Annotated in this window: 16 protein-coding genes; 6 read left to right on the top strand and 10 right to left on the bottom strand. The window is 64.8% G+C overall.

What is annotated here, in order from left to right; genetic code table 11:
- Window positions 1-4 precede the first annotated feature (4 nt).
- Together leuC and GGR40_RS00230 are read right to left on the bottom strand one after the other, a co-directional pair.
- Window positions 5-1,453, bottom strand: coding sequence for a 3-isopropylmalate dehydratase large subunit (gene leuC, locus GGR40_RS00225; RefSeq protein WP_429274197.1), 1,449 nt, complete (start codon window positions 1,451-1,453; stop codon window positions 5-7).
- 70 nt (window positions 1,454-1,523) lie between these two features.
- On the bottom strand, window positions 1,524-1,880 hold the full coding sequence (locus GGR40_RS00230) for a hypothetical protein (RefSeq protein WP_429274198.1): 357 nt from the start codon (window positions 1,878-1,880) through the stop codon (window positions 1,524-1,526).
- 178 nt (window positions 1,881-2,058) lie between these two features.
- Here GGR40_RS00230 and GGR40_RS00235 point away from each other — a divergent pair, with 178 nt between their 5' ends.
- On the top strand, window positions 2,059-2,574 hold the full coding sequence (locus GGR40_RS00235) for a sterol desaturase family protein (protein ID WP_429275183.1): 516 nt from the start codon (window positions 2,059-2,061) through the stop codon (window positions 2,572-2,574).
- Between the two features lie 32 nt (window positions 2,575-2,606).
- Here the strand turns inward: GGR40_RS00235 and GGR40_RS00240 are convergent, their stop codons facing one another.
- Together GGR40_RS00240 and GGR40_RS00245 are read right to left on the bottom strand one after the other, a co-directional pair.
- Window positions 2,607-2,966 carry a YbaN family protein gene (locus tag GGR40_RS00240; protein WP_429274199.1) on the bottom strand — a complete coding sequence of 120 codons (360 nt, stop codon included), beginning with the start codon at window positions 2,964-2,966 and terminating at the stop codon, window positions 2,607-2,609.
- A gap of 14 nt (window positions 2,967-2,980) precedes the next feature.
- Window positions 2,981-3,391, bottom strand: coding sequence for a SufE family protein (locus GGR40_RS00245; RefSeq protein WP_429274200.1), 411 nt, complete (start codon window positions 3,389-3,391; stop codon window positions 2,981-2,983).
- A 168-nt stretch (window positions 3,392-3,559) separates the two neighbouring features.
- Here GGR40_RS00245 and GGR40_RS00250 point away from each other — a divergent pair, with 168 nt between their 5' ends.
- On the top strand, window positions 3,560-5,614 hold the full coding sequence (locus GGR40_RS00250) for an NAD(+) synthase (protein WP_429274201.1): 2,055 nt from the start codon (window positions 3,560-3,562) through the stop codon (window positions 5,612-5,614).
- Between the two features lie 33 nt (window positions 5,615-5,647).
- Here the strand turns inward: GGR40_RS00250 and GGR40_RS00255 are convergent, their stop codons facing one another.
- Genes GGR40_RS00255 through GGR40_RS00280 form a run of 6 tightly spaced genes read right to left on the bottom strand, consistent with a single transcriptional unit; the run spans window position 5,648 to window position 7,955 of the window.
- Entirely contained in the window at window positions 5,648-5,899 is a 252-nt protein-coding gene (locus GGR40_RS00255) for a hypothetical protein (RefSeq protein ID WP_429274202.1), read from the bottom strand.
- Entirely contained in the window at window positions 5,896-6,204 is a 309-nt protein-coding gene (locus GGR40_RS00260) for a hypothetical protein (RefSeq protein ID WP_429274203.1), read from the bottom strand. Before GGR40_RS00260 ends, GGR40_RS00255 begins: the two co-directional genes overlap by 4 nt.
- Window positions 6,201-6,479 (bottom strand): hypothetical protein, encoded by a 279-nt coding sequence (locus GGR40_RS00265; protein ID WP_429274204.1) that lies wholly within the window; start codon window positions 6,477-6,479, stop codon window positions 6,201-6,203. The genes GGR40_RS00260 and GGR40_RS00265 overlap by 4 nt, the downstream gene beginning before the upstream one ends.
- 30 nt (window positions 6,480-6,509) lie before the next feature.
- Complete coding sequence (locus tag GGR40_RS00270) at window positions 6,510-6,905, bottom strand: PspC domain-containing protein (RefSeq protein ID WP_429274205.1); 396 nt, start codon at window positions 6,903-6,905, stop codon at window positions 6,510-6,512.
- A 28-nt stretch (window positions 6,906-6,933) separates the two neighbouring features.
- The gene (gene pspA / locus GGR40_RS00275; RefSeq protein ID WP_429274206.1) at window positions 6,934-7,737 is read right to left on the bottom strand and encodes a phage shock protein PspA; all 804 of its coding nucleotides are present in this window, start codon (window positions 7,735-7,737) and stop codon (window positions 6,934-6,936) included.
- Complete coding sequence (locus GGR40_RS00280) at window positions 7,734-7,955, bottom strand: hypothetical protein (protein WP_429274207.1); 222 nt, start codon at window positions 7,953-7,955, stop codon at window positions 7,734-7,736. The genes pspA and GGR40_RS00280 overlap by 4 nt, the downstream gene beginning before the upstream one ends.
- A 161-nt stretch (window positions 7,956-8,116) precedes the next feature.
- Between GGR40_RS00280 and pspF the strand changes: the two genes are divergently transcribed.
- The 4 genes from pspF (at window position 8,117) to GGR40_RS00300 (ending at window position 12,363) form a co-directional block, all read left to right on the top strand.
- Window positions 8,117-9,151 (top strand): phage shock protein operon transcriptional activator, encoded by a 1,035-nt coding sequence (gene pspF / locus GGR40_RS00285; protein WP_429274208.1) that lies wholly within the window; start codon window positions 8,117-8,119, stop codon window positions 9,149-9,151.
- 226 nt (window positions 9,152-9,377) lie between these two features.
- Window positions 9,378-9,968 carry a ribosome maturation protein RimP gene (gene rimP, locus GGR40_RS00290; RefSeq protein ID WP_429275184.1) on the top strand — a complete coding sequence of 197 codons (591 nt, stop codon included), beginning with the start codon at window positions 9,378-9,380 and terminating at the stop codon, window positions 9,966-9,968.
- A 3-nt stretch (window positions 9,969-9,971) separates the two neighbouring features.
- Window positions 9,972-11,627, top strand: a complete 1,656-nt coding sequence (gene nusA, locus GGR40_RS00295) for a transcription termination factor NusA (protein ID WP_429274209.1) — start codon at window positions 9,972-9,974, stop codon at window positions 11,625-11,627.
- Window positions 11,608-12,363: a DUF448 domain-containing protein gene (locus tag GGR40_RS00300; RefSeq protein WP_429274210.1), complete on the top strand. Its 756-nt coding sequence runs from the start codon at window positions 11,608-11,610 to the stop codon at window positions 12,361-12,363. Before nusA ends, GGR40_RS00300 begins: the two co-directional genes overlap by 20 nt.
- The last annotated feature ends 19 nt before the right edge of the window (window positions 12,364-12,382 follow it).

Consider the following 12,382-nt stretch of genomic DNA (forward strand, 5'->3'; position numbering starts at 1 on the left):
CAGTTCAGGCCGGTTCGGTAACCGGGGCAAGGTCACGCACGTCGGTCAGCTTGCCGGTGACGGCGGCGGCGGCGGCCATGGCGGGGCTCATCAGGTGGGTGCGCGCGCCCGGGCCCTGGCGGCCGGTGAAGTTGCGGTTGCTGGTGGAGGCGCAGCGCTCTCCGGCAGGCACCTTGTCCGGGTTCATGGCAAGGCAGGCCGAGCAGCCCGGCTCGCGCCATTCGAGGCCGGCGTCGATGATGATCCGATCCAGCCCCTCGGCCTCGGCCTGCGCCTTGACCAGACCCGATCCGGGGACGACGATCGCCCACTTCACATTGTCTGCCTTGTGGCGGCCCTTGAGCACTTCCGCGGCGGCGCGGATGTCCTCTATGCGGCTGTTGGTGCAGCTGCCGATGAAGACGTTCTGCACTTCGACGTCGGTCAGCCGGGTGCCGGGCGTTAGGCCCATGTAGTCCAGGCTGTGCTTCACCGCATCGCGCTTGGACGCATCGGCGAAGTCCTCGGGTGCGGGGACGATGCCGCCGATGCCGGACGTGTCTTCCGGGCTGGTGCCCCAGGTCACTGTGGGCTGAATGTCCTCGGCACGGATGAAGATCGACTTGTCGTAGGTCGCGCCTTCGTCCGTCGCCAGGCTCTTCCACCAGGCTACGGCCTTGTCCCAGTCGGCACCCCTGGGCGCATAGGGACGGTCCTTGACGTAGGCGAACGTCGTATCGTCCGGGGCGACGAGGCCGGCGCGGGCGCCGCCCTCGATCGACATGTTGCACACGGTCAGGCGGCCTTCGACCGACATTTCGCGGAACACGTTGCCGGTATATTCAATGACATGGCCAGTGCCGCCGGCGGTGCCGATCTCGCCAATGATGTGCAGGATCACGTCCTTGGGCGTGACGCCGGCGCCAAGCGTACCCTCTACCCGGACCTCGAAGGTCTTCGACTGCTTGAGCAGCAGGGTCTGCGTGGCGAGAACGTGCTCCACCTCGCTGGTGCCGATGCCGAATGCCAGTGCGCCCAGACCGCCGTTGCAGGCGGTGTGGCTGTCGCCGCACACGATGGTGGCACCGGGCAGCGAAAAGCCCTGTTCGGGGCCGATGACGTGAACGATGCCCTGTTCGGGATCGGCATCGCCGATGTAGCGCACGCCGAATTCGGGAGCGTTGCGTTCCAGCGCGGCCAACTGCTGCGCGCTTTGCGGATCGACGATGGGAATGCGGTTGCCCTGCGCGTCGCGCCGCGGGGTGGTAGGCACGTTGTGATCGGGCACCGCAAGCGTAAGATCAGGACGGCGCACCGGTCGCCCGGCGGCACGAAGGCTTTCGAAAGCCTGCGGGCTCGTCACTTCATGGACGATGTGCCGGTCGATATAGATGAGGCAGGTGCCGTCGTCCCGTCGGTCGACGACGTGGGCGTCCCAGATCTTCTGGTAGAGGGTGCGCGGAGTCGGTGTCATGATCAGGCGCGAATAGGCGCGCTCGCTGCGCAATTCAAGTGCTGCGAGCGCGCTGTTTCCGGCAACTATCTTAGCCGCGGCGACGATCGTAGTCGTGGCGCTCCATCCGCAGCTTGGCATAGACGGCATTGACGCGCGCGCCGAGTACGCGGGTTTCCTGCGCGCTCAGGCCGCCGCGGGCATACTGGCCATAAGTGCGCTGAATGTTCACCACATCGCGGCGCAGGCCGGTGGCTTCCCGCTGCGAGATGGTGCGGCGAGCGGCGGCGCGATCGATGTTGGCGCGCAGGCCGTTGATGTCGCTGCGGATGTCGTAGTGGCGGGCGGCCTGATGGCGGGGCGCTGCCTCTGCGATACCGGGCACGACGGCGGCGAGGCCCATTGCGGCGATGAGGGCAGGGGCGACGGCCTTGGTGAACTTGCGCATGAGCTTTACTCCTTTGCTGAATTTCGGTGCGGAAGGCTTGCTTCCGATGAATTCACAAATAGGGCCTCGAAACTGAACGCCAGATCAATGACGCGTCGCAGGAATGTGCGCGTTTGTAAGAGAGTGTCGCACGGAAAGGGCCCTTCCTGCCTGCATGACAAACGCCTATAGCGCCCTTATGTCCGTCCTTGCCGCCGTCCTGATCGTCCTCTCCTCCGCCGCCGCGATGGAGTTCGTCGCGTGGTCCAGCCACAAGTACATCATGCATGGGTTCGGCTGGGCCTGGCACCGCGATCATCACGAACCGCATGACCGGATGCTTGAGAAGAACGACCTCTACGCGGTGTTCGGCGCCGCCATCAGCATTTCGATGTTCGCTTTGGGTTCGCCGTTGGTGATGGGCGCGAATGCGTGGTGGCCGGGGACGTGGATCGGGCTGGGCGTGCTGGTCTATGGCGTGATCTATACGCTGATCCACGACGGACTGGTTCACCAGCGCTACTTTCGCTGGGTGCCCAAGCGTGGTTATGCCAAGCGTTTGGTGCAGGCGCACAAGCTGCACCACGCGACCGTCGGCAAGGAAGGCGGCGTCAGCTTCGGCTTCATCGTCGCGCGCGATCCGGCGGTGTTGAAGCGCGAATTGCGGGCGCAGCGCGAACGGGGCATCGCCGTGTTGCGCGACGCGGTGGAGTAGAGGCGAGGATCAGGTGCGGGACGACGGAGTGCTCACTCTGCCCGGGTCCATATCCAGGTGCCGACCGTGGCCAGCACCGCCAGCGGGATCAACGCCCACAGCTCCCCGGCGGTGAACCATACGATCCCGACGCTCAGCGCCATGGTGCCGATCGCGGCGATCTTGCCCTTGCGGCTGATCGCGCGACGATCGCGCCATTCGCGCAGGTGATGGCCGTATTTCGGATGGTCGTAGAGCCGCTCCGCCCATTCGGGATGGCTTTTGGAGAAACACCCGGCTGCCAAAATCCAGAAGATCGTAGTCGGCAGCAGCGGCAGGAAGATGCCCAGCGTCCCGATCCCGACGAGGATGACCCCCGCCGCGATCCAGAGGTATTTCCCGGCTCTGTTCACGGAGCCCTGTTCATCTACCCTTGCGCATAGCGCGCGGCGGTTTCCCGGATGAGGGCGATCATGTTGGGCACGCCCTGGGTGCGGTTGGACGACAGCTGGTTCTTCAGGTCGAACGGTTCGAGCGCGGCCGCGATGTCGGTCTGCGCGACGGTTGCGGCGGGCTTGTCCTGCACGGCGGCGATCACCAGCGATACGATGCCCTTGGTGATGGCGGCGTTGCTGTCGGCAAGGAAGTGCAGGGTGCCGTCGCCGCGCGCCATCGGATAGACCCAGACGCTGGCCGAACAGCCGCGCACCTTGGTCGCGTCGGTCTTGAGCGCATCGGGCATCGCGTCCAGTTCGCGGCCCAGTTCGATGAGGAGCCGGTACCGTTCGTCGCCGTCGAGAAATTCGTACTCTTCGCGAATGTCATCAAGCTCACGCATGAACCGGCATTTAGAGCCGGGAACACGCAGGGCAAGAGGGTATTGAGAACATTTCGCATGAGGCCGCCGTCGTCCCGGACTTGATCCGGGACCGCTGGCGGTCTTTAGGAGAAGCCGGTCGTGCAGGGCGTCTGTTCACGTCCGGGATGACGAATACGAGGAATGCCGATGACCGAGCAGAGCCACCCGTTCTTCAGCATGCACGAACACGGCTTCGTGCGCGTCGCCACATCCACCCCGCGCGTGACCACTGCCGACGTGGAGGCGAACCGCGACGCTGTGCTTGCAGAGGCGCGGCGGGCGCATGATGCGCATGTCGATCTGCTGGTCTTCCCCGAACTGTGCCTGTCCTCCTACGCCATCGACGACCTGCACCTGCAGGCGACGGTGATCGAGGCGGTGGAGGCCGCGCTGGCCGATATCGTGAAGGCCAGCGCCGCCTTGTCGCCGGTGCTGCTGGTGGGCGCCGCGCTGGAGCGCAAGGGGCGGCTGTACAACTGCGCGGCGGTGATCGCGCACGGTCGCCTTCTGGGTGTGGTGCCCAAGTCCTATCTGCCCAATTACCGCGAGTTCTATGAAAAGCGCTGGTTTGCCAGCGGCAAGACCATCCGCAATTCCACGATCGCCGTGAACGGACAGGACGTGCCCTTCGGCGTCGACCTCGTGTTCGCGTCCGAAGTGCTGAGGAACTTCCGCTTCTTCGTGGAAATCTGCGAGGATTTCTGGGCGCCCACCCCGCCTTCGTCGCTGGGCGCGCTGGCCGGGGCGACGATCCTGGCGAACCTGTCCGCATCCAACATCGTCATCGGCAAGTCGGACGAGCGCCACATGCTCTGTCGCGCACAGTCCGCGCGGGCCGCTGCCGCCTATATCTACTGCGCCGCGGGCCATGGCGAAAGCACCACGGACCTGGCGTGGGACGGGCAGGGCGTGGTCTACGAACTGGGCGACCTGCTTGCGGAGTCGGAGCGGTTCTCGCTGGATGCGCAGCTGTGTGTGGCCGACGTCGACTGCGACCGGATCGTCATGGACCGCCTGCGCAGCCCCACCTTCAACGATGCGGCGGACGTCGCGGAAAAGCCGGAGGAGACATTCCGCACCATCTCCTTCCGCCATGCTCCGGCGGGCGGCGACATCGGCCTGATCCGCCCCGTCAGCCGCTTCCCCTTCGTTCCCTCGCGCGCGGACAAGCTGGATGCCGACTGCTATGAAGCGTTCAACATCCAGGTTGACGGGCTGATGCGGCGGATGGAATCCACGCGGTCGAAGTCGCTGGTGATCGGCGTTTCGGGCGGGCTTGATTCCACTCACGCGCTGATCGTGGCGGCGCGAGCCTGCGACCGCCTCGGCCTGCCGCGCACCACGATCCGGGGCTATACGATGCCCGGCTTCGGCACCAGCGAGGGCACGAAGTCCAACGCGTGGAAGCTGATGACAGCGGTGGGCATCACGGCGGAGGAGATCGACATCCGCCCCGCCGCGACGACGATGCTGGAAGGGATTGGCCATCCGTTCGCGAATGGAGAGCCGGTCTACGACGTAACGTTCGAGAACGTGCAGGCGGGCCTGCGCACCGATTACCTGTTTCGTCTGGCCAGCCAGCATCACGGCTTCGTCATCGGCACGGGCGACCTGTCTGAACTGGCGCTGGGCTGGTGCACTTATGGCGTCGGCGACCAGATGAGCCACTACGCGGTGAACGCCGGCGTGCCCAAGACGCTGATCCAGTACCTGATCCGCTGGTGCGCCACCGGCGACCGCTTCGATGCGGCGACCGATGAAATCCTGCTGGCGATCCTGGCGACCGAAATCTCGCCCGAACTGGTCCCTGCCGGAGAGGACGGCGCGATCCAGAGCACTGAGGCGAAGATCGGGCCGTATGAACTGAACGATTTCTTCCTGCACCATATCGCTCGCTTCGGGCAGAAACCGTCTAAGGTGGCGTTCCTGGCCTGGCATGCGTGGCGCGATGCCGCTGCGGGCACGTGGCCGCACGACTTTCCCGAGGGGAAGAAGAACGCCTATGACCTGCAGGTCATCCGGTCCTGGCTGGAGAAGTTCCTGAACCGCTTCTTCGCGTTCAGCCAGTTCAAGCGCTCTGCCATCCCCAACGGCCCGAAGGTATCCACCGCCGGCGCCCTTTCCCCGCGTGGGGACTGGCGCGCGCCTTCGGACGCCAGCGCTGCGGTGTGGCTGGCGGAACTGGAGAAAAGGGTGCCTTGAAGCGAGGGTTTCAGGAACGGCGGGGGCCCGCCGTCAATCCCGCAGCGCGTCGATTTCGCGCGCCAGATCCTTTTCGCGGCGCTCGTCGGTAGCGATCCGTTCAAGGACGGCGATGCGCTTGCGCATGGTTTCGACTTCGCGTTCCAGCTCGTGCTCACGCGCCGTGCGGTCGGTAACGCCCGCTTCGCGATCGCGACGATCGCCCAGCGCGCGATAGCGCTGGGATTTCAGCCAGGTAACGCAGCCGATGGCGAATAGGACGACTACGGCAGTCCAGAAACTCATTGCTTGGTCACCTTCAGAACGTGCATGTCGCGCTCGCCATTGTCGCGCAGCGCCTCGATCTGCATGGCGATGTCGCGACCGGCACCGCCATCCGTGATGATCCTTTCGAGCACCCGCACGCGGTTTTCAAGCGCGCTGTTATGCGTTGCGTACTGTGCGGCCTTTTCCGCCGTGGCGCCTGCGGTGATCTCCAGCTTGCGCTCAAGGAACTTGAGGCGACGCTTGTACATCTCGCCCAGCATGCCGAACACCGCCACCATCGCGATCAGGATCGCGGCAAGGCCCATGAAGTCGCCGAAGGTCACTGCCGTGTCTCCGCAGGCAGGCGGCTGGCTTCGACCTCGCGCTGGTCGCGCAGCGACTCGATCTGTAGCGCGGTGTCATACCCGCCGTCGGTGATGATGCGCTCCAGCACCCGCACGCGCTCTTCGAGCTGGGCGTTGCTGGTGGCGTAGAGCGCGGCCTTTTCCGCCGTGGTCTCGGCCTGGATCGCCGCCATCTTCTGCTGGTGGCGGGTCCAGATGGTGACGATGGGAATGGAAAGCGCGAAAAGCGGTACGAGAATGCCAAGATCGGCCATGTGAAGTGTCCCTGTTGCCCGGTTCGCGCGTCAGCGCAGCGAGTCGATCTCTGCGGCCAGGCGTGAATTGCTGCTGGAATAGTGTGCTTCCATGTCCGCGATCCGGCGGTCCATGTCGGACAGGTCGGAGCGCAGGCGGCTGGAAGAGGAGGACGTCGCCGTCAGGCCCTTTTTCGCGCGACGGCGTTCCATCCGGCGCAGCAGGCGCATCTCCTCTTCCTCGGAGTAGAGGCCCATCGGCTTGCTGTCGGCCAGCCACGCCACGCCGAAGTAGATCGCGATCACGATCGGGAACCCGGCGAACAGCAGCAGCACCGCGCCCAGCCGGATCCACAGCGAATCGACGCCGGTATATTCGGCGATTCCGGAGCAGACGCCGGAGATTTTGGCGTTCGACTTGTCGAGATAGAATTGTCCGCGAGACATTGCCTGTTTTCCCTTCCCTCGAATGGTCTTAGTGCTTGTCCGCCATCTGGCGCTTCATCTCTGCCAGTTCGGCGTCGATGCTGTCCCCGTCGGCAAGCGCTGCGATCTCCTCTGCGAGGCTGGGCTGGCGGCGATCCGACAGGCTCATCGCCTCGGCGCGGCCTTCCGCATAGTCGACGCGGCGCTCAAGCTGGTCGAACCGGGCCATCGCCTCGTCCACGCGCTCGTTAGACAGGAGCGTGCGCAGTTTGACCCTGTTTTCCGCGCTCTGCAAGCGTGCCGCGATGGACGACTGGCGGCTGCGGGCCTCGCGAAGGCGGGTCTGCAGCTTTTCGATGTCGGCCTCGTAGGCGCGCAGCGCATCGTCGAGCACCAGGATCTCCGCCGAAAGCTGTTCGCCCATGTCGGCGGCCTTCTTGCGTTCGAGCAGAGCGGCGCGGGCCAGATCCTCGCGGTCCTTTGATAGCGCCAGTTGCGCCTTGTCGGCCCAGTCGGCCTGCAGCTTTTCCAGCTTGCCGACATGGCGGCGCAGTTCCTTCTGGTCCGCGATGGTGCGCGCGGAGCTGGTCCGCACTTCCACCAGCGTCTCCTCCATTTCGAGGATGATGAGGCGGATCATCTTGGCCGGGTCTTCCGCCTTGTCGAGCAGGTCGTTGAAGTTGGCGGCGATGATGTCACGGGTGCGGGAGAAGATGCCCATGGCGGTGTGTCCTCGTGGGTAATGAGTGTGGCCGACGGGTTCGGCGTCGAAACGGTAGGCGCGGCCTGAGAAAGTCTGAGCGCTGGAAGCGGGATTCTGGAGCACTTCGATCTCCGCGTCGAGCCTGCTCATGCCAGCGGCGCTCCGCAGGCCCGGGCGGGTGCATGGATCGCCGCGGCATGGGCCTCGGGCACTGCAATCTTGTCGGCCAGCGCCACAAGGTTGAGCGCACCCATCGCCAGCAGGCTTGCGATGATGGCCCAGTCGAGCTTGGTGCGGGCCATCGTGGAGCGGACTGGCGCGGTAGTGGAGCGTCCCTGGCCCTGATTGTCGGCGGTGATCGGGAGCATGGTGAAGGTTCCTCTAAATCCTGAACTTGGTCTTGCGGAGACAATAGCAACGGGCGTGCCAAACTGCGCAAATGGCCGATTTGCGCGGGTTGAGCCTGAATGTGCGAAAGTGGCCGGAAAATGAATTGCCAATGAATGGGAATTTTCGCTAACTCTCAGGAATGGAGCGCGACGCACACTTCATTGGCCAGTCTACCGCCTTCCTCGACGCAGTTGAGCGAGCCAGTCGTGCCGCTGCCGTTCGCCGTCCGGTGCTGGTCATCGGAGAGCGGGGGACCGGCAAGGAACTGATCGCCCAGCGCCTCCATCACCTGTCGCCTCGCTGGGGAGAGCCGCTGGTGACGCTCAACTGCGCCGCGCTGCCCGAAACCCTGATCGAGGCCGAGTTGTTCGGGCACGAGGCGGGCGCCTTCACCGGGGCCACGCGGGCGCGGGCCGGGCGGTTCGAGGAGGCGGATCGGGGCACGCTGTTCCTCGACGAACTGGGCAACCTGTCGATGGCAGCGCAGGAACGGCTGCTGCGGGCAATCGAATACGGCGAGGTCGTGCGGATCGGCTCTTCCCGCTCGATGACGGTTGACGTGCGGATCGTTGCCGCTACCAACGCGGACCTGCCGCGCATGGCGGCCGAGGGTACGTTTCGCGCCGACCTGCTCGATCGCCTGAGCTTCGAGGTGATCACCCTGCCGCCGCTGCGGGCGCGGGAAGGGGACGTGACGGAACTGGCGGACTACTACGGCCGCCGCATGGCCAGCGAACTGGAATGGGGCCGCTTTCCCGGATTTTCGGGCGCGGCAATGGTGGCGCTGGAGAACTACCAATGGCCGGGCAATGTGCGTGAACTGCGCAATGTGGTGGAACGCGCGGTCTATCGCTGGGGCGATGAAGCGACGCCGATCGACGAAGTGGTGTTCGATCCGTTCGCCAGTTCCTGGGGTCTGCGGGCCATGACCGAAGGGGCTCCACCGCCGCCGACGCTTGCCGAAGTATTGCCCTGTGCGGCAGACACGGCGCCCGCGTCGGATATGCCGGCCTCCTTGCGGGAAGCGGTGGAAGCACATGAGCGCGGCCTGCTGCTGGCCGCGCTGGAGCGGCTGCGCTGGAACCAGCGCAAAGTCGCAGGCGCCCTGGGGCTGACCTACGATCAGTTACGCCACTGCCTCAAGAAGCACGGTTTGCATCAGGGGCGGGGATAAATACTATCGGCGCGGCGGGCTGCAGGTGCGCGGCGATTTCTGTTTGGGCGTGACACCGAAGGTCGAACCTTAGCCCTTGCGTTTTTGAGGAATCGCGCCTATCTGGCGGTCATCCCGTAATTGGTGAAACAAGGAACGGGCTGGCGCCGGTAGGGGCCGGCACGAAACCGCATTGCCGATTGCGCCCGAAACATACGCTACGAAACACATGAAGCTGGAGCCAGGATTGGTCGATATCGCACGCCTTACCGAAGTCATCGAGCCGGAGGTCGCCGCCCTGGGCTTTGATCTCGTGCGCGTGCGCGTTTTCGGCAAGAGCGAAGTCGGTGACGATGAAATCGCCCTCCAGATCATGGCCGAAGACCCGAAGACCGGCCAGCTCGTGCTCGATGATTGCGCTGCGCTCTCGCACCGCATCTCCGACCGCATGGACGCGCTGGAAGAAGCGGGCGAAGTGCTGATCGAGGAGGCGTATCGTCTCGAAGTCAGCTCGCCGGGCATCGATCGTCCGCTGACCCGTCCCAAGGATTATGCCAACTGGGCCGGGCACGAGGCGAAGATCAATCTGATCAATCCCGTGGAAGGCAACCGCAAGGGCCTGCACGGCGATCTCGTCGGCATCGACGGCGAGGCCGGAAGCGAAGTGGTTACGGTGCAGGACAAGAAGTCCGGCGCCGTGTCCTTCCCGCTGACAGACGTTCAATCGGCAAGGTTGATCCTTACCGACAGGCTCATCGCAGCAAGCCGCCCGCAGGATACATCTGGTGCAGATGATATCGACGGCGCGGACGACATTCTTGAGGAACAGGAAGACTAAGTCATGGCCAGTGCGATTTCCGCCAACCGCGCCGAGCTGCTCGCGATCGCGAACTCCGTTGCTTCGGAGAAGATGATCGACAAGTCGATCGTCATCGAGGCGATGGAAGAAGCCATCCAGAAGTCGGCCCGCAACCGCTACGGCGCCGAGAACGACATCCGCGCGAAGCTTGATCCGCGCACCGGCGACCTGCGCCTGTGGCGCGTCGTCGAAGTGGTTGAGCATGTCGACGACTACTTCAAGCAGGTGGATCTGGCGCAGGCCCAGAAGCTGCAGAAGGATGCCGCGCTGGGCGACTTCATCGTCGATCCGCTGCCCCCGGTGGATCTGGGTCGCATCGATGCGCAGTCGGCCAAGCAGGTGATCTTCCAGAAGGTCCGCGACGCCGAGCGTGATCGCCAGTACGAGGAATTCAAGGACCGCGCGGGTGAGATTATCACCGGCGTGATCAAGTCGGTCGAATTCGGCCACGTCATCGTCAACCTTGGCCGCGCCGAGGGCGTGATCCGCCGCGACCAGCAGATCCCGCGCGAAGCCGCCCGTGTTGGTGAGCGCGTGCGGGCGCTGGTCCTGCGCGTGGAGCGTCAGAACCGCGGTCCGCAGATCTTCCTCAGTCGCGCGCACCCGGACTTCATGAAGCGCCTGTTCGCGCAGGAAGTGCCCGAAATCTACGACGGCGTGATCGAGATCAAGGCCGCCGCCCGCGATCCGGGCTCGCGCGCCAAGATCGGCGTCATCAGCAACGATCATTCGATCGATCCTGTCGGCGCCTGCGTCGGCATGAAGGGCAGCCGCGTTCAGGCCGTCGTGCAGGAAATGCAGGGCGAAAAGATCGACATCATCCCCTGGAGTGAGGACACCGCGACGTTCGTGGTCAACGCGCTCCAGCCCGCGACCGTCAGCCGCGTCGTCATCGACGAGGAAGAAAGCCGCATCGAAGTGGTGGTGCCGGACGACCAGCTGTCGCTCGCCATCGGCCGCCGTGGCCAGAACGTGCGTCTGGCCTCGCAGCTGACCGGTTCGCAGATCGACATCATGACCGAGGCGGAATCCTCGGAGAAGCGCCAGAAGGAATTCGTCGAGCGCTCGAAGATGTTCGAGGAAGAACTGGACGTCGACGAAACGCTGTCGCAGCTGCTGGTCGCCGAAGGCTTCAGCGAGCTGGAGGAAGTCGCCTACATCGACGTCGCCGAACTGGCGAACATCGAAGGCTTCGACGAGGAACTGGCCGAGGAACTCCAGAGCCGTGCCCACGAAGCGCTTGAGCGCCGCGAGGAAGCCAACCGCGAAGCCCGCCGTGCGCTGGGCGTCGAGGATGCACTGGCCGACCTTCCGCATCTGAACGAAGCGATGCTGGTGACGCTGGGCAAGGGCGGCATCAAGACGCTCGACGACCTGGCCGACCTCGCCACCGACGAACTGATCGCCAAGAAGCGTTCGGAACAGCGTCGCCGCGACGGTTCGGTGAACAAGCGCGCCCGCGACGAGGACAAGGGCGGTGTGCTCGGCGAGTACGGCCTGACCGAAGAGCAGGGCAACGAGATCATCATGGCCGCCCGCGCCCACTGGTTCGATGACGAGCCCGAGGCCCAGGACGCAACCGAAGTTCAGGACGTGCCGCAGACCGAGGAGGCCGCCGATGCGGAATCCTCGCAATGAGCGCGTAAGCTCCGACATCGAAGGCACTTCGGCGGAGAGGACATGCATCCTCTCCGGCGAGAAGGCTGTGCGCGGGGAGTTCATCCGTCTGGCGATCTCGCCTGATGGGCTGGTGCTCCCCGACATCCACGCGCGTGCCCCCGGGCGCGGCGCGTGGATCGGCGTTTCTCGCGATGCCCTTGAAATTGCGGTGTCGAAGAACAAACTAAAGGGAGCGCTGGCACGGGCCTATAAAGGCGCGGCCATCACCATCCCTGATGATCTGGCGGATCGCATCGAAGCCGCGCTTGCGCGCGCGCTGACCGACCGGCTGGGTCTTGAACTGAAATCGGGCAGGCTGCTCATGGGCTCGGACCGGATCGCGCAGAACGCGCGCGAAGGTCGGGTGGAGTGGCTGGCCCATGCCGCCGATGCGCGAGAAGACGGCTCGCGCAAGCTCGACCAGGCATGGCGGGTCGGGAGCGAGGCGGAAGGAACTGGTTTACGAGGCGTCACCTTGCCTCTGGACCGGGACACGTTGTCTGTGGCATTGGGCCGCGACAACGTCGTTCACCTGGCGCTGAACGATCGCGGAGCGGCTGACCGAGTCGATACGCTGCTAAAGCGCCTCCTGCATTTCCAAGGGCAGGTCATCAGCCGGGAGGCCTCGAACGGGGGCGGCGGCCAAAGTGACTTGAGGCCCGGCATGGATGACAACAACGGAGCGACTTCGGTCGACTCCGTGACGACGAATTGAGCGAAGGGCGAAGACGAGA

It is taken from the genome of Novosphingobium gossypii, from assembly GCF_050433305.1.
Taxonomy (GTDB): Bacteria; Pseudomonadota; Alphaproteobacteria; order Sphingomonadales; family Sphingomonadaceae; genus Novosphingobium; species Novosphingobium gossypii.